The following is an 18,450-nucleotide window of genomic DNA, read 5'->3' on the forward strand; positions in this document are numbered from 1 at the left end:
GCCGTCACGACGGTTGTGCCTGCTGGCCTGCCTGTTCGCGTCGCTCGCGGTGAATCAGCCACAGGTTACGGGCATAGATGAACAACCCGGTGCCTTGGCCGAGAATGAAAACCGGATCCTGGCGCCACAGCGCGTAGACGAACAGCGTGGCGCCGCCGGCCAACGAGAAGTACCAGAACGCGATCGGAATCACGCTCTTGCGGCTGATCTCGCTCTTCAGCCACTGGACCAGGAACCGCATGGTGAACATGGCCTGCCCGGCAAAGCCGATCACCAGCATGATGGCTTCTTCGGTCGACAGGTTCTTGAAGAAATCCAGCGACACTCAATCGACCTCACGCGCTTCCAGGCCGCGTGGCGCGCGGCGGATGAGCCATATCACGCCGATCAGGTCGGGGATACCGACCAGGGCACGGCCCAGGTTGTTGTACTTTGACGCACCGCTCTCGCGGGCCCGATGGTTGACCGGCACGATCGCCACGCTGGCGCCCTCGCGCTGGGCCAGCGCCGGCAGGTAGCGGTGCATGTGATCGAAGTACGGCATGCGCAGATACAGCGCCCGCTCGTACAGCTTCAGCGAGCAGCCGGTATCCGGGTTGTCGTCGCGCAGCAGGGTGCGGCGGATCGCGTTGGCGACACCCGACGCCTGGCGCTTGGCCCAGGTGTCACGCCGGTTGACCCGGTGGCCGGTGACCATGATCCACGGTCGGCCGGCCCGTTCCGATTCCTGCCAGACCGCCAGCAGCTTGGGGATGTCGGCCGGGTCGTTCTGCCGGTCGCCGTCCAGCGTTGCGATCAGCCGGCCGCGCGCTGCCGACACGCCGCTGCGCAGCGCGGCGCTCTGGCCGGCGCGCCGGCTGTGCCGCACGATCCGAAGCTCCGGCGTGCTGGCGCGCAGTTCGGCCAGCACTGCGGCGGTGCGGTCGGTCGAGCCGTCGTCGACATAGACGATCTCGTAGGCGCAGACCGGCGCCATCGCCGCGCGGATCTCGGCGACCAGCGGGGCGACATTGTCTTGCTCGTTCAGGACCGGGACGACGACCGACACCAGCGGGTCGTTCGGGGTCGCGGCCGGGGACACTGGGCGATCCGGCACGGGTAATGGCTCCGCGATGACGCGTCGGCGCCCCTGATACCGCCGGGAGGGGCGAAACTTCAAGGAATAAGGGGCATGGCCGTGTTGACGCCGTCGCAGCAGCAGCCTATCGGGGAGCGCCAGGGAGGGCCCGATGGATCTACGCCTCGACGGTGTCAGCCACCGCTATGACGCGCTGCCGGTGCTGGAAGAAGTGAACCTGACGGCGCGCGACGGCGAGATCCTGGCGATCATCGGGCCGTCGGGCTGCGGCAAGTCGACCCTGTTGCAACTTGCGGGCGGTCTGATCCAGCCGAGCGGCGGGACGGTGACCATGGCGGGCGCGGTGCCGCCGGACTGCCTGAACCCGATCACCTACGTGTTCCAGGACTTCGCGCTTCTGCCGTGGCGGACCGTCGCCGGCAACGTGGCGCTGGCGCTGGAGCATCACCCGCTTCCGCGCCGCGAACTGCGCGACCGGGTTGCCGACGCGCTGTCCCGGCTTGGCCTGTCGGAGTTCGCCGACGCCCTGCCGCGCCAACTGTCCGGCGGCATGCGCCAGCGGGTCGGCATTGCCCGCGCCCTGGTGGTCAATCCGGCGGTGCTGCTGCTGGACGAGCCGATGTCGGCCCTCGACGCCCAGACCCGCGAACTGCTGATCGACGATTTCCGCTGGGTCTGGCTGCAGCAGAAGACCACCGCGCTGTACGTCACCCACAACCTTGCCGAGGCCCTGCGGCTGGCCGACCGGGTGGCGGTGTTCTCGCGCCGGCCGGGGCGGCTGCGCGAGGTGGTGGCGGTGCCGATCCCCCAGGCCGAGCGGAATCAGTCTGGCGCGCGTCTCGAACTGGCGAAGATCCAGGACGCGCTGTGGTCGCTGATCCGCGACGAAGCCAGTGCGGCCGATCGGGAGATGGCGCATGTCTGAGACGGGCGCCTCTGAGCCGGGCGGTGGGCGCCTGCCGGTTCCGTTCCGCGGCGGCGGCTTCGTGCTGCGGCCGCACAGAATCGCCGGCGCTGCCGGCCTGCTGGCGCTGATTGCGCTGTGGCAGGTCGGCTCGACTCGGGGTTGGATCAGCGCGCTGATGGCGCCGGCGCCCAGCGAGGTGCTGGCCGCCCTGGGCGTGCTGGCGTCCGACGGCACCCTGGTCATCCACCTGAGCGCGTCGCTCGGCCGGATCGGCCTCGGCTGGACGCTCGGGACCGCCGCCGGCCTCGCCGCCGGCCTGGCCATGGGCATGTTCTCGCTGGCCCGCGCCGCCGGGCTGCCGGTGGTGTCGGCGCTGTTCCCGATCCCGAAGATCGCGCTGCTGCCGTTGCTGATCCTGTGGTTCGGCATCGGTGAGCCGTCCAAGGTTGCGACCATCGCGCTTGGCACGTTCTTCCCGACCGCCATTGCCACCTTCAGCGCGGTCGACGGGGTTCCGCGCTCGCTGATCCGCATGGCCCAGTCGTTCGGGGTGCCGGCGCCGCGCATTGTGTGGTCGATCGTGCTGCCGGGCGCGCTGCCCGGCATCCTCGCCGGCTTCCGGATCACCGCCTCGATCGCGCTGATCCTGGTGGTGGCGGCCGAGATGATCGGCGCCGAGTTCGGCATCGGCGCCTTCATCCTGCAGTCCGGCAACTTGATGCGCACCGACCAGCTGCTGGCCGGGGTGGTGGTGCTGTCGATCCTCGGCCTGCTGGTGGCGGCCCTGCTGTCCTGGGCCGAACGGGTGCTGCTGCGCTGGCGGTAGGGCGCTTGGCCCTCAAGGTCCGTGTTGAACAGCGGGAGGCGGCCCTTCAACGGCCTCGTTGCTCCGCATTGCAAGCCGGAAAGCAGTTTCCACTCCGCCCTCACGCAACCCAATCGAAAATATAGCCTGCAGCCAATGACCCGGAGACCGCGAGCGCAAGGTAGAGAAGGAATGGCGTCAGTCTGAGAACCGGGAAGATCGCCATGGCGCCCCAGATGCTCACGACGCCACCTGAGACCAGGAACGCCATTGCAGCGCCTGGCGACATTCCGTGGTCCATCAGGCCGCGTGTAAGAGGTAGGGCTGCAAAGCCATCCAGATAGGCGGGCGCTCCGACAAACACCGCGAATGGGATGGCCCACCATACGTGCTCGCCGACATAGGCGGACAGCGTTTCGGGTTGCAGGGCGGCGTTCAGGGCGTACTCCGCCGCGAAAGCCGGGATGAGACAGATCAGTATCAGCCTTGTCGTCGCGACAAGGTTCTGGCGGAAGACCTCGCGGCGCTTGGTGTCTTTCCACACTCGCAGATCGAACGATAGAGGGTCGCAGCGTCCGCATTGCGACAGGTTGCCGACGACCCGATTGCGACGCAGCGGCGACTTCGCCCAATCCTGTTTGGACAAGACCGAGGTTAGTGCGCCGCCCCAGATGCCGAGCCCAAATGCGGCGATCGTCTTGCCGACCGCGAACTCAAGCCCGAGCGTTGCGGCCGTTGTCGCCAGCATCGCCGGATCGGTGATCGGCGAGGACAGCCAGAAGGCCATAACGGGCGCCAGCGGAATTCCCGCCGCGAGCAGTCCGGCCATCAACGGCAGGACGGCTACACCGCACACCGGCGTGATCGCCCCGATCGCCGAGGCTGCAATGATCGAGTGAACTACCCGACCCTCGAACACCCGGGCGATATGGGCATCCGCTCCGCTGGCCATGATCCACGCGGCCAGACAGATACCCGGAACGACGAGCGGAGCGACCGAAACCAGGCCGAGGGCGACAAACTCGATCATCTCCTAGACTTGCCCAGGCAAGATCGATGCGTCTGATCCATGAAAGTCAACGGCGCAAGGCATCAAATACATCACAGTACTCCTGATAATGCGTTGTTTGTCTTGTTTGGAAACGGCAATCGCTCCCTGAGTGCTTTGTTGAATATCGTAGCTGATCTGCCATATGTGAAACGGGATATTTGTGTTTCAGCTATGAGATAATCCAATGGACGACCTGAACAGTGACGCGCTGCGCACGTTTCTGGCAGTGGCAGAGGCGGGCAGTGTCACTGGTGGAGCCGAACGGATCTACCGGTCGCAATCGGCCGCCAGCCTTCAGATCAAGAAACTTGAGGGCATGCTTGGGCAGCCGGTCTTTTCCCGGCACGGACGCGGTGTCAAATTGACAGATGCAGGGGAGACTCTGCTGCCGGTGGCGAGGGATGTCATCCGCACGTTGGATGCGACGCTGCGCAACCTCACTTCAGACGACCTGCATGGCAAACTGCGCCTCGGGATCCCCGACGACCAGAGTCAGGACACGCTATCCCGTGTCGTGGGGGAGTTCGCGCAATCCCATCCGCTTGTCGAACTTGAGGTCACCTGCGCTCTGAGCGCAGGATTCGCGGATGCACTGGCATCGGGGGCGTTGGACCTCGCGATATATGAAGTGTCACACCCGCAGCCGGGGCTCGAGGTTCTGCGCCAGGAGCGGATTTGCTGGATGGCCTCGCGCCATCACGAGCCCCTGGCCCGAGATCCGGTTCCCGTCGCCTTGTTCGACCGGGACTGCTGGTGGCGGGACGCGGCGTTGGAAGCGCTACGGGCATCGGATCGCCCTTTCCGAATCGCTTATTCAAGCCAGAGTGTCGCCGGCGTCGCGGCCGCCATCAAAGCCGGCATCGCCGTTGGATTGCTGAGCGAGACATGCATGACACCTGACTTCCGGCAACTCGGGGCCGAGGATGGGTTCAGGGAGATGCCCATTTCGAGTTTGATCCTGAGGCGTCGCCTCGATGCTGATGGACCAGCGGTCCAGGCGATGGAAACAGCAATCCGACGGGCGTTCGCAAGAACCTAGTTGACCCTTTGCCGCTCACCGGAGGACCGTCCGGCGTTCCGGCTGGTTTTCCCCAGACGTCCGAGTTGCTGCAGAATCCGCATTGAACGGATAGCCGCTACAGGCCCATCCACGCAGGCGTGATCGCCTTCCCGTAGCCCTTGTCCTGGCGGTGGCATTGGGTGGATCCCATATCCAACCTCGTTGCGGGGAGTGCACCCATGAACGACGGACCGACGATTCCAGCCGATCGAGCCAAGCTGGTGGAACGCAAGACCGCCTGGGCGCGGGACCGGCGGGCACCGGTCGGCCGGGCCGGCGATCCCGAAGCGCGGCGCCTGCCTCCCGGCCAGCAGCGGGTCCGCGACTTCCCGGTGCTGGATCTCGGCACCCATCCGAACCTGAATCCGAAGGACTGGCGGCTGTCGGTCGAGGGGCTGGTGTCGACGCCGACCATCTTCTCGCTGGCGGACATCGAGGCGATCCCGCCGTTCGAGGTGACCGCCGACATCCACTGCGTCACCGCCTGGTCGCGGCTGGACAATCGCTGGCGCGGGGTGGCGACCCGCGACCTGATCGCCGAGGTGCGGCCGCACGATGACGCGAGGTTCGTCATCGTGAAGAGCTATGACGGCTACACCACGAATCTGTCGATCGACTGGCTGTACGAGGCCGACAGCCTGATAGCCACCCACTGGGAGGGCAGGCCGTTGACCCGCGAGCACGGTGGGCCGGCCCGGCTGGTGATCCCGGCGCTGTATTTCTGGAAGAGCGCGAAATGGGTACGCTCCATCCGTTTCGTAGCCCGCGACGTAAAGGGCTTCTGGGAGGCGCGTGGCTATCACGGCGTCGGTGACCCTTGGAAGGAACAACGCTATGGGTAGGATGGTGCGCGCGGTCATGGCGGCCGCGCTGACGGTGCTTGGAGGCTGGACCATGACGGCGGGCGCCAAGGCGGCGGAAACGGCCTGGGATTTCACTTTCACCTCGATCGACGGCGAGGCGATGCCGCTGTCGGCCTATCGCGGCAAGGCGCTGCTGGTGGTCAACACCGCCTCGCGCTGCGGGTTCACCCCGCAATACGAGGGCCTGCAGGCGCTGTGGGAGCGTTACCGAGAGCGTGGCCTGGTGGTGATCGGCGTGCCGTCGAACGATTTCGGCGGCCAGGAGCCGGGCAGCGCCGAACAGATCAAGAGCTTCTGCGAGACCAACTTCGCAGTCGACTTCCCGATGACCGACAAGAACCAGGTGGTCGGGGCGCAGGCCCATCCGTTCTATCGCTGGGCAGCGGCCGCGCTGGGGGCCGATCAGGCGCCGCGGTGGAACTTCCACAAGTATCTGATCGGCCCGGACGGCCAACTGGCCGGGGCGATCCCGACCCGGGCCGAGCCGACGTCCGAACCTGTGATTGCCGCTGTGGAGAAGGTGCTGCCGAAATGATCCGTCCGCTGACCGCCGCGCTTGCGGCCCTCCTTCTGCTTGCCGGTCCGGCCGTCGCCATGACGCCGGCACCGTCCACGGAGGCCTCGCCGGTCACCGGGGGCTCCGACTACGACAAGGCGGTGGCGCTGATCGACGACGAGCGCTACGCCGAAGCAATTCCGCTGCTTGAGTTGGCGGTAAAGAAGAACCCCAAGAGCCCCGACGCCTGGAGCCAACTCGGGTACGCGTCGCGCAAGAGCGGCAACTGGAAAGCCGGGGAAGGCTACTACGCCAAGGCCCTGGCGCTCGACCCGGACCATCAGGAGGCCATAGAGTATCTGGGCGAGTTGTATCTGGAGACCAACCGCCCGGACGAGGCCAAGGCGCAACTGGCCAAGCTGGTGAAGCTCTGCCCCGATGGCTGCGAGGCCCGCTCAGAGCTGGAAGAGGCGATGGAAGCCTACGCCCGCAAGAACAAGAAGAAGTAGCCGGAGAGAGCCCGAACGTTCGCTTGACCGCGTGTCGCCCGGTCACTAGCTTCCCGCGCAGGCGCCGATTTGAGGCTCAGCTTGCGGGGGCGCCGAACAAGTATCCGCTAAAGCGAGTGGGCCGGAGGTTCGGCGTTCGACCGATCCGCCTTCGTCCGACGACCTGATCCCGAGCCTCGTTTTCAACCCGGCGCCGCCAGCGGCCCGCGCCGATGGAGAACGAGATGAACGTGTCCCTGAACCCGCATTTCGAGCGTTTCGTCGAGCAGGTCGTTGCCGGCGGCCGCTTCAAGTCGTCCAGCGAGGTGATCCGCGAAGGCCTGCGCCTGCTGGAGGAGCGCGAACTGCGCCTGATGGCGGTCCGCCGCCAGCTGGACACTCCCGACCCGACAGCGGCCCCGGTTCCGCCGGTTCGCGGCCCCGGTCTGTGGCTGTTGCCCGACGACCGGGCGGCGGGGTAGGCGCGATGCCGGGACACCTTGTCCCGGCATCCGTTTCGAGGGCTCAGGACCGCCCGGTCACCTTGCTCCACTCGCAGGGCAGCGGCTTCGCTCCGGTGACCAGCGCCGTCGCTTCAGTCCGGTCGTCGGGCGTCAGGTCGGCCCAAAGCGCGGCGGCCGGCTTGCGGGCGTCGGTCACACCCAGGGCCTCGGCGCGGCGCAGCCAGGCGTATGCGACGGCCGGCTCGGTACTGGAGCCGGCGACCTTCTGCGCGGCCCGGCGCAGCATGCGCACGCCGGAGACCACATCGCCCGAGTAGATCTCGCCAAGCTTCAAGGCTGCCGGGCCGTGATTCTGGGACGCGGCCTTGCACAGCCACGCCACCGACTGCGGCGTGTTGTAGAAGCCCTGCCCGCCTTCATCCAGCGAGCAGCACATCGCCTTGCCGACCTTGTACTGGGCCTCGGCGTTGCCGGTCTGCGCGGCGGCGATGTTGTTCGACACCACGACCTTGTCCTTGGCGATGTTGGCGCCCTCGGTTGCAGCCCCAACGCAGCCGGCCAGCGCGAACAGCGCCAGCGTGCCAATAACGGTCACGGTTCGTCGCAGCGAAATCATCGATACCCTCCCAAATGGTTGGCGGGAGAATGGACCGCCTTGGACCGGCGCTCAATCGCTTACGATGCGGATTGTCCGCGAACCCGTTCCCGCCACGCCAGCACGACCGCGCCGGTGATGATCAGCGCGGCGCCGCTGGCCGAGACGACGGTCGGCACCTCGCCGAACACCGCGAAGTCGTAGAGCGCCGCGAACACCAGGGTGGCGTAGAACAGCGGCACCACGAAGCTGGCGTCGCCGCGGCGCAGCGCCAGGATGAACATCGACTGGGCGGTGACCATCACCGTGCCGATGGCAGCGAGCAGTGCCCATTGTGCCGGGCTCGGCCAGATCCACACGAACGACGCCGCGGTGATCGCGATCGCGGCACCCAGGGTGTTGTTGATCGCCAGGATGCGGAGCATCGGCTCGCCGGCCCGGTTGGCGCCGCCGGTCAGGCGTTTCACGAGGATGGTTTCCACCCCCATGAAGCAGGCCGACGCCAGGGCGACCAGCGCCACCGGCTGGAACGCCTCGGCGCCGGGCCGGATCAGCACCAGGGCGCCGGTCAGGGCGATCGCCGCGGCACCCCAGCGCCATGGGCCGACCTTCTCGCCCAGCAGCGGGATCGCCAGCACCATCGCCACCATCGGGCTGAGGAAGCTGATCGCCGTGGCGTCGGCCAGCCGCATGGCGGCGGCGGCGGCGAACATGGTGGTGACGGCACCCCAGCCGCAGACCGTTCGGCCGATGTGCACCGGCCAGGCGGCTCCCCTCAGGCTCGGCCGGAACCAGGCCAGGATCGGCGTCAGGGTCAACAGCGCGAAGGCGAATCGACCGGCGCTTATCTGCAGGGGGTGCAGAGCCTCTCCACCGATGCCGCGGCCGAGCGCCTTGCCCATCAGGGTGGTGGCCGCGATGCAGGCGCAGGCCGCCAGCATCAATCCGACGGCAATCAGCGGAGAGCTGCGTTGCGGGGCCGCGGCAGCGGTCTCAGATGCCACCTTTCGCGCGCTCCGCGGCGATCTCCGCCTCGCTCATCCCCAGCACCTCGGCGAGCACCTCGTCGGTGTGCTGGCCCAGGGTCGGCGGGGCGTGGCGGTAGTGGATCGGCGTGCCCGACAGCTTCACCGGGTTGGCGATCAGCGGCACCGTGCCCTCGCCGGCCAGCGGGTGCGGCAGCTCGACCTTCATGCCGCGCGCCTTGACCTGTGGATCCTCGAACACCCGGTCGATGGTGTTGACCGGGCCGCACGGCACGCTGCCGGCTTCGAGCTGCGCCACCCACTCGTCGGTGCTGCGTTGCGCGATGTAATCCGCGATGCGCGGCGTCAGGTCGGCGCGGTTGCGGATGCGCAGCGGGTTGGTGGCGAAGCGCGGGTCGGCCTTCAGGTCGGCGGCACCGGCAATGTCGCACCAGCGCTGGAACTGCCCGTCGTTGCCGCAGGCCAGGATGACGTGGCCGTCGGCGGTGGCGAACACCTCGTAGGGCACGATGTTCGGGTGGGCGTTGCCGAGCGGCTTCGGCACGTTGCCGGACACCAGGTAGTTGGTGCCCTCGTTGATCAGCCAGGCGACCTGGGTGTCGAGCAGGCAGCAGTCGACGTGCTGCCCCTCGCCGGTGCGATCGCGATGGCGCAGGGCGGCCAGGATCGCGGTCGAGGCGTACATGCCGGTCATCACGTCGGTGATGCCGACGCCGACCTTCACCGGCTCGACGCCGGGTGTGCCGGTGATGCTCATGATCCCGCCCATGCCCTGGGCCAGGAAGTCGTAGCCGGCACGCTTGGCGTAGGGGCCGGTCTGGCCGAACCCGGTGACCGAGCAGTACACCAGCTTCGGAAACTCCTCCTTGAGCTGCTCGTAGCCGAGGCCGAGCTTGGCCAGCGAGCCGACCTTGAAGTTCTCGACCAGCACGTCGCACTCGGCCAGCAGCCGTTTGGCAAGCGCGATGCCTTCGGGCTTGGCGAGGTCCAGGGTGATCGAGCGCTTGGAGCGGTTGGCGCACAGGTAGTAGGCGCTCTCGGTGGTGTCCTCGCCGTCGGCGCCCTTGACGTAGGGCGGTCCCCAGCGGCGGGTGTCGTCGCCCTCGCCGGGCCGCTCGATCTTGATCACGTCGGCGCCGAGATCGCCGAGCAGCTGGGTGCAGGTCGGCCCGGCCAGGATGCGGGTCAGATCGAAGATGCGGACGCCGTCGAGCGGCAGCGGGGTGGTCATGGGATCGTCCTCAGCGGGGTGTCAGCGGGTTCATGGCGGCTTGCGTGGGCACCGATTCGCGCACCGAGGACAGCGCCGCGTAGGGCTCCAGCCAGGCCGCCAGGGCCGGGCGGTCGGCACGCCAGTCCGGGACCAGCTCGTAGAAGTCGACCATGCCGAGCGCCGCCACCAAAGCGAGGTCGCCGTAGGTGATTGCCGGTTCGGTCGCCGGGGCGGCGGCGGTGCGCTCCAGATGGTCAAGGGCGCGGATCGCGCGCTGCTGCTCGACCTGCAGGATGAAGGCGGACTGCTCGGACTTGGAGCGCCGGGTTTCGCGCGACCAGTTGGTGACGCCCTCCAGGAAGCCGCTCATCAGGCTCTCATGGGCCAGGGCCTGCCAGTCGTTGGCGCCGGGCAGCGACGGCGGCCGGGAACTGCGCTGGTCGAGGTAGCCGCAGATCAGCCGGGACTCGCCAAGCACCAGGTCGCCGTCGACCAGTAGCGGGATCTTGCCGAGCGGGCCGTGCCGAAGCGCCGCGCTGTCCGGGGTGCGCAGCGGCACCTGAACCAGTTCGATGCCGTCCATGATCCCGCCTTCGATCGCGACGATCCGGCAGATTCTCGCGTAGGGCGAATTGGGGGTGTAATAGAGTTGCATGGGTCAGCTCCGGTTACGGTCGGACCGCGCTCAGGATCATCTGCCCGGCGGTCATCCAGTGCAGGTCGACGCCGGTGAAACCCGCCTCGCGCAGCCAATCCAGGTGTTCGACCACGGTCGACGGCTGGTCCATTGGGTCGAGGACGGCGTGGCGGAAATGGTTCCAGTCGGCGCGTCGGAAGAGGTCGAAGCCCGTGCGGTTGCCGTCGAGCTCCAGGGAGCGCTGTTCTACCGCGTCGTCCCACAGATCGCCAGCGATCGCGGCACCGGCGTCGGTCGCCGGGCGGATCACGTCGGCCAGCACGAACACCCCGCCGGGGGCGAGGGCGCGGAACAGGTCGTTGAACAGCGTGCGCTTGCCGGGCCCGTCCAGGTGATGGATCGCCAGCGACGAGACGGCAGCCCGCAACGGGGCGGCAAAGGTCCGCCAGTCGGTGCTGGCAATGTCGATCCGGCGGGTCGCCAGCCGGGCGGTGTCGCCGGCGCGCTGCCTTGTGGCGGCAAGCATGCTGTCGGAGCCGTCATAGGCATGGACGCGGATGTCCGGCAGCCGGTCCAACAGGGCGGCGCTCAGCAGGCCCTCGCCACAGCAGATCTCCAGCACGTCGCCGGACGCGGTCGAGCGCGCCACCCGGTCGACAATCAGTGCGATCTGCTTCTCGCGTTGCGGCACCGCGTAGCGCGACAGGTCGCGGTAGACGGCACTTTCGGCCTCGGTCCAGGCGTGGTCAGGGTCGCTCATGCGGCAAGACTATCGCTTTCGCCCAGCCGCCGTCATCCCGCCGGGTCCCTTCGGGAGCGCTCGATGCACCACACCTCCGGGGCGACAGGAAAGAGGGACGGCCGGTTGCTTCTGGATTGATAGATTAATATATTAGATCGCATTTCCAGCCTGCTGATTGGGCCGGACGCGCGCATGAGGAGAGCACGGTCGGGAATGCCGGAGGACAACGCGAACACCGAGACGTCGAAGCGCTGGTCGTTCGACCGGAAGCGCCCCCTCGTGGATCAAGTATACGACGATCTGCGCCGACGGATACTGGCATTCGAACTGGCGCCCGATGCCAGCCTGTCACGCCAGGACCTGTCCGAGCACTATGGCGTAAGCCAGACACCGTTGCGCGACGCGATCGGCAAACTCGAGCGCGACGGGCTGGTCGAAATCTACCCGCAGTCCAAAACCATCGTAACGCGCATCGACGTCGGGCTGGTGCGTGAGACCCAGTTCATGCGCACCGCCTTCGAGGTCGAGATCGTCGGCATGCTGGCGGCGGATCCGGGAAAGTCGAAGATCGCGCCGGCCGAAGAGTCGGTTGAGCGCATGCAATGGACGCTTCAGCGCGACCCCGGTTTTGACGAGTTCAACCGGCTCGACAAGGAGTTCCACCGCAGTCTGTATGCGGCTGCCGACAAGCTTGGCCTCTACGAGGTGGTGGAGTCGCGCAGCGGGCAGCTCGACCGGATTCGCCGTCTGCACCTGCAGATGCACGAGGAGAGCAAGTCGGCCGAGGTGGTGATGGACCATTCCCGGATCGTGACGGCGATCCGCTCTTCCGATGTCGAGAACGCCCGCGCCGCCATGCGCGTGCACCTGTCGGGGACCTTGAGCCGGCTGGACAGGCTGCGCGAGCGATTCCCGGGCTGCTTTGCCTAGCTCCGCGTGGTCGTAGTTGGCTACATCAGCAGGTTCGGCAGGAACAGCACGATGTCCGGCACCAGCGCCATTGCCGCGATCAGCGCCGCCATGGCGACCACATAGGGCCAGGACCAGCGTACGAACTCGGCGAAGTCGCAGCGCAGGATGCCGCACACCGTGTACATGATCACGCCGACCGGAGGTGTGTTGCCGCCGACCGAGACCAGGATGATCAGCACCACGCCCATGTGCACCGGATCGAAGCCCACATGCACCAGGGCCGGCAGCACCAGCGGGGTGACCAGCAGTACGTTGACGGTCGCCTCCATCACGGTGCCGGCAACGAACACGATCGCCAGCACCACGAACAGGGTGACGTACCGGTCGCCCGGAAGGCCCGCCAGGAAGCCGGTGATGGCGCTCGGCGCCTGCTCGACGGTGAGCGCGTGGCCGAGGACGGCCGCCATGACGATGATCAGCATCACCATGCCGATGTCGAAGATCGAGTCGCGCATAGCGTCGATCAGCTTCGTCCAGGTCAGTTCACGGTAGATCAACACTCCGACGGCAAGCGCGTATACCACCACGACGGCGCCTGCCTCGGTGGCGGTGAACAGGCCGAAGCGGAACCCGATCAGCAGCAGGACCGGGAACATCAGCGCCCAGATGCAGTCCACGAAGCTGGTAGCCAGCTCCCGGAACCGTGGCTTCTCGGCCAACTCCGGCTGGTATCCCATGCGCCGTGCGACCAGGGAGGTCACGGCCATCAGCACTGCGGTCATCAGCAGGCCGGGGACCACGCCGCCGAGCAGCAGCCGGCCGATCGAGACCTCGCTGATGAAGCCGAACAGGATCAGGCCGATGCTGGGAGGGATCGTGGCGGTGATCACCGACGAGAAGGCAATCACCGAGGCGGTGAAGCCGCGGGCGTAGCCTTGCCGCTCCATCGCCGGGCCGAGCAGCCGGGACTCCATTGCCGCATCGGCGACCGCCGAGCCGGAGATGCCGCCCATCAGCGCGCTCAGCACGATCGACACCTGGGCAAGACCGCCGGTCATCCAGCCGGTCAGCAGCCGCGCGAACACCAGCAGCCGGTCGGTGATGCCGGTGGCGTTCATCAGGTTGCCGGCCAGGATGAAGAAGGGAACCGCCAGCAGCGGGAACGACTGGGTGGCGCCGTACATGCGCTGCATCGCCACGGTGAGCGGCATGTAGTCGCCGACCAGGAACACCGGCACTGTGGACAGGCCCAGGGCGAAGGCGACCGGCACTCCGATCGCCAGGAATAGGAAGAACAGGACGGCGACGACGGTCAGCATCACATGACGTCCCGGCCGTCGGCGCTGCTGTCGGGCAGGCCACGGAAATGGCGGATGATCTGCTCGACCGTGGTGATGATCATCAGCGCGTAGGCGACGGGCAGGGCTGCGACGGCCCAGGATGACGGCACGCCGGTCATCGGCAGCGGCCGGAAGTCGGACAGCCGCGCCAGCAGCGAGCCGTAGTAGACGAGCGCCACCAGCAAAACCGCTACGGTGAGCTTGATCGCGAGATCCAGCAGGAACCGCGCCGTCGGCGGCAGCAGCCTGACCAGCACGTCGATCCGGAAGTGCCCGGCCCGCTGCAGGGTCAAGTCGGCTGCCAGCATGGCCAGCCAGACGAACAGCGCCTGTGCGACTTCGTCCGACCAGGTCACCGGGTTGCCGGAGTAGCGGCCGACGGTGCCGGCCAGGACAACGGCCACGACGATTCCCAGCAGCGCGATGGCAGCGATCATTTCCGCGCGTCTGAGCAGAGCGAGGGCGCGTGTCAGCAGTCCGGGCACCAGGACAACCTCCAAGGTCTTGCCTCGACCGTGCCTCGGTCCATCGCGGTCCGGGGCACGGTCGGAGGCCGGATCATTTCCAGGACCGGCGGACAACCGGTCCGCGGCTCACTTCTTCAGAGTTTCCCGGACGGTGCCGACGAGTTGGGTCAGCTTCATCTTCTCCCAGACCGGCTTTACCGCTTCGCGGAACGGCGCGACGTCGACGGCGGTGACACGCACGCCCGTCGCCTTGACGTCGGCGAAGATCTTTGCGGCTCCGTCGTCGTTGGCCTTGAGGGCCGACGCACCCCAGCGTTTTGCCTCCTCGGTGACGATCTGGCGCAGGTCGGCCGGCAGTGACTGCAGCCAGGCGTCGGAAACCAGCAGGCCGCTCATCAGGTAGATGTGGCCGGTCAGTGTGACGTCACTGACCACCTCGTAGAGCTTGGCCCCCCAGATGGCCGCCGGCTGGGCCTCGGCACCGTCGATCACGCCGGTTTGCAGCGACGGATAGACTTCTGCCCAGGGCAGCGGGGTGGCGACCGCACCCATGGCGCCGATGGTCTCGACCCAGAGCGGCTGGCCGATGGTTCGCACCCGCACGCCTTTCAGGTCGGCCGGCGTGCTGATCGGCTTCTTGGTCAGCATATGGCGTGCGCCCTGGTACCAGTTGAAGGACAGCAGGGTCAGACCGCTCTTCTTCTTCAGCTGTTCGTTCCACCCGGCGAAGGTGTCGGACTCGACGAATCTCGCGAGCTCATCGACCGATTCGAACGCGTACGGGGCGATCAGCACGTTGAATTCAGGCACGAACACCGAGACCCGTGAAGCTTCGACAAAGGTGCCGACGTTCGCCCCGGCGGCGGCCTGGTCCATCATGTCCTGGGTGTCGCCGAGTTGCGAACTCGGGAACAGCTGGACCTCGACCTTGCCACCGGTGCGCTCGGCGACGGACTTCCTGAAGCCCTCGGCGGCGACCTGCAGCGGGTCGGTCGGAGCCAGCACGGATCCGAGTTTGAGGGTGTACTCGGCGGCGACCGCGGTCGCTGACGATCCTGCAACGAACGGAATGGCGGTAAGCAGCGCGGCGCCTAGCGCCAGCGACGTGCGGAACTTCATGACTTCCTCCCTGGGTGACAGACGGGCTTGTCGATCGCGTGCCGGCCGGTTCGAATCCGATCTCTCTTGCGCACTAATATATTAAAGCACCAGATAATCAAATGCGTCAACGCGCTCTCCTGATGCGCCGGGGCTCAGTGCATCGGCAGGGTTGAGAATCGTGCAGTTGATCGTGTTCAGGGAACGGGGTCGGTTCCGGCGATCATCAATAGGGCCGGTGGACGTTGGGCGCTGGCCGATGGCCGGCCTCCAGGTGTCCTCAGATTCGGCCGTCGTAGCTCTTGCGGTCGATCCGGCAGGCGCAAACCGTGAAGGTGTCGGCCGTCAGGCCCTCGCGGATCGCGGCGTCCAGGGTGGCGCGGTCCTCGCAGACTACGCCGCGGCCGCCGAGCTTCTCGGCGATGCCGGCGAAGTCGGTCTCAGGGAAGTCGACGCCGGCGTTGGCGTAGGTCATGGCGCGCTGCTTCAACTCGATCAGCGCCAGGGAGGTATCGACGAACACCACGACGATCACAGGAAGCCTCGTGTCGCGCAGGGTGACCAACTCGCCCAGGATCATCTCCAGCCCGGCGTCGCCGGTGAAGGCAATCACGGCACGCTCGGGCGCGGCGATCTTGGCGCCGGTGGCCAGCGGCAGGGCGCAGCCCATGGTGCACAGCCCGGTCGATTGCAGCACGGCATGCGGAACGAAGCTGTCCCATACCTGGCTGGTCAGGATGCGGTGGGCGCCGCTGTCGATGGTGATCACCGCGTCGCGCGGGACCGCCTGGCGGACCGTCGTGACGATGGCGGCTGGGCCCCAGGCCTCGTTCTGACCGTAGGCGCCGGCCAGTGCCTGACGGGCCTTCGCCGGTTCGCCATCGGGCCAGCGGGTGGTCTTCGGCTCCACGCCCTCGCCGATCACGCCAAGCGTGGCGCCGACGTCGCCGACGAAGCTGACCGAGGCGTGGTGCATGTAGTGGGTGTTCGGCGCGGCGGCGACCTCGATCACCCGCTGGGTGCCGGGGTTCCAGACGTTGCGCCAGCCGACCCGCATCTCGATAGGGTCGTAGCCGGCCAGCACGATCAGGTCGGCATCCTTCAGCAGCGGCAGGATCTGGCGGTCTGCGACCGGCGAGAGCCCGGCACCGCCGAGCGACAGGGGGGAGTCGTCCGGGACCACGCCCTTGGCCTTGTAGGTGGCGACCGTCGGGATCCCGAAGCGTTCGGCGAACGCCCGGACCTGGGCCTCCCCGCCCTGGCTCAGCACATCCAGGCCGACCACCATGATCGGCTTCTCGGCCCCGGCCAGCCAGACGCGGGCGGTGTCCAGCGCGGCACCGGATGCGGGAACCCCGACCAGACCGGGCGAGCGGCGCACCGGCAGATCCGACGGCGTGACTTCGGCGGCAGCGACCGAGATCGGCAGGTCGAGGTGAACCGGTCCCGGCCGCGGATCGAGTGCGATCACCACCGCCTTGTCGGCTTGGGCCTCGATGGCGCCGGCGGCGATCCGGAAGCTGGCCTTGACCACCGGGCGGAACACCTGCTGGTGGTCGAAGACCTGATGGTTGTAGGTGACCGCCTCGTCCTCGTCGACACAGCCGCTGACCACGATCAGCGGCACCCGGTCCTGCTCGGCATTGGCGGCAACGTTCAGCGCGTTGGCCACACCCGGGCCGACGGTGGCGACCAGGATGCCGGGCGCGCCGGTCATGTGGTAGACGCCCTCGGCCATGAAGCCGGCGGCGTTCTCGTGCTTGGCCAGCACGAAGCGGATGCCGGCACGCTCCAGCGCGTCGATGAACGTCAGGACCTCGCCGCCGGGAATGCCGAAGGCCCAGCGGCAGCCGGCGTCGTACAGGCGTCGCGCAAGAGCGTCGGCGACGCGGATCGTCTCGGTCATTCGGCTGCCCGTATCCGGAGGGCGTCGGCGGCGGCGAGCTTGGCGTGGCCGTCACGGGTCTGCGGCAGCTTCCGGTCGAGCAGGCGGGAGGCAACGACGGTGCGCAGGATCTGCGCGGTGCCGCCGCCGATCGTGAACATCCGGGCGTCGCGCTGGATCCGCTCCATCGGCCAGTTGCGGGAATAGCCGCGGGCGCCGTGGATCTGCAGGGCGTCGGTAGTGACCTTGATGGCCATCTCCGAGGCGAAGATCTTCGACTGGGCGGCGGCCAGGCTGTCGGGGAACGGGTTGCCGTTCTGCCCGGCGGTCGACGCCGCCCGCCAGATCAACGCGCGCGCCGCTTCGAGTTGAACGCTCATGTCGGCCAGCATCCACTGCAGTCCCTGGAACTCGGCGATCGGCCGGCCGAACTGCTCGCGTTCCTTGGAGAACGCCAGCGCCCGGCGATAGGCGCCTTCCGCGAGGCCGAGGGCCACGGTCCCGGCACCGACGCGCTGGGCGTTGTACGCGTTCATCAGGTCGGCGAAACCGCGCTTCAGCCCGCTCGGCGGCATCACCAGCCGGTCGGACGGCAGCGCCAGATCCTGGAACAGCACTTCGGTCTCGGGAATGCCGCGCAGGCCCATGGTCGGCTCGCGCGCGCCGATCACCAGCCCGTCGTCCTCGCCGCGGAAGGCGAGAAAGCCGCCGATACCCTGCTCGGTCCCGGACTCGTCGAAAACCCGGGCGAAGATCAAATGCAGGCGGGAGACGCCGCCGCCGGTGATCCAGTGCTTCTTGCCGTTCAGCACGTAGGTGTTGCCGCGCTTGTCGGCGCGGGTGGTCATCTCGGTGGCGGCGGATCCGGCGTCCGGCTCGGTGATGCAGATCGCCGGCTTGTCGCCCGACAGCACGAACTCGGCGGCGCGCTTCTTCTGGGCCTCGGTGCCGTACTGCATGACCGCCGAGATCGCGCCCATGTTGCCCTCGACCACGACCCGGCCGGTAACGCCGCATTGCGCCGCCATCTCCTCGATCACCAGGGTGACATCCAGGTATGAACGGGCAGGGCCGCCATAGGCCTTCGGCACGGTCATGCCCATGAACCCGGCGTCGGTCAGCGCCTGCACGTTGTCCCACGGATAGCTTTCGGTGCGGTCGACCTCGGCGGCGCGCGGAGCCACCACCCGCTCGGCCAGGTCGCGGGCTTTCTCGCGCAGGGTTTCCTGTTCGGAGGTCAGGCCAAAGCTCATGATGTCATCCTCTCCGCCGCCGGGATCGGGCAATGGGCCGGTCGCTCACGGGACCGTGAGGTCAGGGTGCCGGTCGCTGTCACTCAAGACAAGCGAATTAAGTTGATACA

The 18,450-nt window shown here is 67.5% G+C and carries 21 protein-coding genes; 8 read left to right on the top strand and 13 right to left on the bottom strand.

The features are described 5' to 3' along the window. Nucleotides 1–4: 4 nt before the first annotated feature. On the bottom strand, nucleotides 5–325 hold the full coding sequence (locus tag RIC54_RS07120) for a lipid-A-disaccharide synthase N-terminal domain-containing protein (RefSeq protein ID WP_350085990.1): 321 nt from the start codon (nucleotides 323–325) through the stop codon (nucleotides 5–7). Next, on the bottom strand, nucleotides 326–1,096 hold the full coding sequence (locus tag RIC54_RS07125) for a glycosyltransferase family 2 protein (RefSeq protein ID WP_350085993.1): 771 nt from the start codon (nucleotides 1,094–1,096) through the stop codon (nucleotides 326–328). Between the two features lie 133 nt (nucleotides 1,097–1,229). On the opposite strand from RIC54_RS07125, the gene RIC54_RS07130 reads away from it, so the two are divergent. Both RIC54_RS07130 and RIC54_RS07135 read left to right on the top strand, forming a co-directional pair. Further along, the gene (locus tag RIC54_RS07130) at nucleotides 1,230–2,003 is read left to right on the top strand and encodes an ABC transporter ATP-binding protein (protein WP_350150893.1); all 774 of its coding nucleotides are present in this window, start codon (nucleotides 1,230–1,232) and stop codon (nucleotides 2,001–2,003) included. After that, a complete protein-coding gene (locus tag RIC54_RS07135) occupies nucleotides 1,996–2,811 on the top strand; it encodes an ABC transporter permease (RefSeq protein WP_350085999.1) in 816 nt (271 codons plus the stop codon). Before RIC54_RS07130 ends, RIC54_RS07135 begins: the two co-directional genes overlap by 8 nt. A gap of 100 nt (nucleotides 2,812–2,911) precedes the next feature. Here RIC54_RS07135 and RIC54_RS07140 read toward each other — a convergent pair whose 3' ends face one another. After that, on the bottom strand, nucleotides 2,912–3,820 hold the full coding sequence (locus RIC54_RS07140; RefSeq protein ID WP_350086002.1) for a permease: 909 nt from the start codon (nucleotides 3,818–3,820) through the stop codon (nucleotides 2,912–2,914). 205 nt (nucleotides 3,821–4,025) lie between these two features. On the opposite strand from RIC54_RS07140, the gene RIC54_RS07145 reads away from it, so the two are divergent. The 5 genes from RIC54_RS07145 to RIC54_RS07165 all read left to right on the top strand — a co-directional run bounded on the left by RIC54_RS07145 (nucleotide 4,026) and on the right by RIC54_RS07165 (nucleotide 7,230). Further along, nucleotides 4,026–4,880, top strand: a complete 855-nt coding sequence (locus RIC54_RS07145) for a LysR substrate-binding domain-containing protein (RefSeq protein WP_350086005.1) — start codon at nucleotides 4,026–4,028, stop codon at nucleotides 4,878–4,880. Nucleotides 4,881–5,080: 200 nt separating this feature from the next. Then, complete coding sequence (locus RIC54_RS07150; RefSeq protein WP_350086008.1) at nucleotides 5,081–5,743, top strand: sulfite oxidase-like oxidoreductase; 663 nt, start codon at nucleotides 5,081–5,083, stop codon at nucleotides 5,741–5,743. Then, complete coding sequence (locus RIC54_RS07155; RefSeq protein WP_502989649.1) at nucleotides 5,736–6,299, top strand: glutathione peroxidase; 564 nt, start codon at nucleotides 5,736–5,738, stop codon at nucleotides 6,297–6,299. Before RIC54_RS07150 ends, RIC54_RS07155 begins: the two co-directional genes overlap by 8 nt. Further along, nucleotides 6,296–6,769: a tetratricopeptide repeat protein gene (locus RIC54_RS07160; RefSeq protein WP_350086011.1), complete on the top strand. Its 474-nt coding sequence runs from the start codon at nucleotides 6,296–6,298 to the stop codon at nucleotides 6,767–6,769. Before RIC54_RS07155 ends, RIC54_RS07160 begins: the two co-directional genes overlap by 4 nt. A 224-nt stretch (nucleotides 6,770–6,993) precedes the next feature. Then, nucleotides 6,994–7,230 (top strand): type II toxin-antitoxin system ParD family antitoxin, encoded by a 237-nt coding sequence (locus tag RIC54_RS07165; protein WP_350086014.1) that lies wholly within the window; start codon nucleotides 6,994–6,996, stop codon nucleotides 7,228–7,230. 43 nt (nucleotides 7,231–7,273) lie between these two features. On the opposite strand, the gene RIC54_RS07170 is transcribed toward RIC54_RS07165, so the two are convergent. From RIC54_RS07170 to RIC54_RS07190, 5 genes are read right to left on the bottom strand one after another with little or no spacing between them, the layout of a single operon-like run. Then, nucleotides 7,274–7,828 (bottom strand): SEL1-like repeat protein, encoded by a 555-nt coding sequence (locus RIC54_RS07170; RefSeq protein WP_350086017.1) that lies wholly within the window; start codon nucleotides 7,826–7,828, stop codon nucleotides 7,274–7,276. 59 nt (nucleotides 7,829–7,887) lie between these two features. Next, entirely contained in the window at nucleotides 7,888–8,811 is a 924-nt protein-coding gene (locus tag RIC54_RS07175; protein WP_350086020.1) for a DMT family transporter, read from the bottom strand. Beyond that, nucleotides 8,801–10,024 carry a CaiB/BaiF CoA transferase family protein gene (locus tag RIC54_RS07180; protein ID WP_350086023.1) on the bottom strand — a complete coding sequence of 408 codons (1,224 nt, stop codon included), beginning with the start codon at nucleotides 10,022–10,024 and terminating at the stop codon, nucleotides 8,801–8,803. The genes RIC54_RS07175 and RIC54_RS07180 overlap by 11 nt, the downstream gene beginning before the upstream one ends. Before the next feature lie 10 nt (nucleotides 10,025–10,034). Further along, nucleotides 10,035–10,661 (bottom strand): glutathione S-transferase family protein, encoded by a 627-nt coding sequence (locus tag RIC54_RS07185; protein ID WP_350086026.1) that lies wholly within the window; start codon nucleotides 10,659–10,661, stop codon nucleotides 10,035–10,037. Between the two features lie 13 nt (nucleotides 10,662–10,674). Beyond that, nucleotides 10,675–11,403, bottom strand: a complete 729-nt coding sequence (locus tag RIC54_RS07190; protein ID WP_350086029.1) for a class I SAM-dependent methyltransferase — start codon at nucleotides 11,401–11,403, stop codon at nucleotides 10,675–10,677. A gap of 195 nt (nucleotides 11,404–11,598) precedes the next feature. On the opposite strand from RIC54_RS07190, the gene RIC54_RS07195 reads away from it, so the two are divergent. Then, nucleotides 11,599–12,315 (top strand): GntR family transcriptional regulator, encoded by a 717-nt coding sequence (locus RIC54_RS07195; protein ID WP_350086032.1) that lies wholly within the window; start codon nucleotides 11,599–11,601, stop codon nucleotides 12,313–12,315. A gap of 20 nt (nucleotides 12,316–12,335) precedes the next feature. On the opposite strand, the gene RIC54_RS07200 is transcribed toward RIC54_RS07195, so the two are convergent. The 5 genes from RIC54_RS07200 to acdA all read right to left on the bottom strand — a co-directional run bounded on the left by RIC54_RS07200 (nucleotide 12,336) and on the right by acdA (nucleotide 18,340). Further along, nucleotides 12,336–13,616, bottom strand: coding sequence for a TRAP transporter large permease (locus RIC54_RS07200; RefSeq protein WP_350086035.1), 1,281 nt, complete (start codon nucleotides 13,614–13,616; stop codon nucleotides 12,336–12,338). Continuing rightward, a complete protein-coding gene (locus tag RIC54_RS07205) occupies nucleotides 13,616–14,122 on the bottom strand; it encodes a TRAP transporter small permease (RefSeq protein ID WP_350086038.1) in 507 nt (168 codons plus the stop codon). The genes RIC54_RS07200 and RIC54_RS07205 overlap by 1 nt, the downstream gene beginning before the upstream one ends. 108 nt (nucleotides 14,123–14,230) lie before the next feature. Next, nucleotides 14,231–15,223, bottom strand: coding sequence for a C4-dicarboxylate TRAP transporter substrate-binding protein (locus RIC54_RS07210; RefSeq protein ID WP_350086041.1), 993 nt, complete (start codon nucleotides 15,221–15,223; stop codon nucleotides 14,231–14,233). Nucleotides 15,224–15,482: 259 nt separating this feature from the next. Continuing rightward, the gene (locus RIC54_RS07215; protein ID WP_350086044.1) at nucleotides 15,483–17,108 is read right to left on the bottom strand and encodes a thiamine pyrophosphate-binding protein; all 1,626 of its coding nucleotides are present in this window, start codon (nucleotides 17,106–17,108) and stop codon (nucleotides 15,483–15,485) included. Beyond that, the gene (gene acdA, locus RIC54_RS07220; RefSeq protein ID WP_350086047.1) at nucleotides 17,105–18,340 is read right to left on the bottom strand and encodes a 3-sulfinopropanoyl-CoA desulfinase; all 1,236 of its coding nucleotides are present in this window, start codon (nucleotides 18,338–18,340) and stop codon (nucleotides 17,105–17,107) included. The genes RIC54_RS07215 and acdA overlap by 4 nt, the downstream gene beginning before the upstream one ends. Nucleotides 18,341–18,450: the final 110 nt, after the last annotated feature.

The organism is Thalassobaculum sp. (assembly GCF_040219215.1).
GTDB lineage: Bacteria > Pseudomonadota > Alphaproteobacteria > Thalassobaculales > Thalassobaculaceae > Thalassobaculum_A.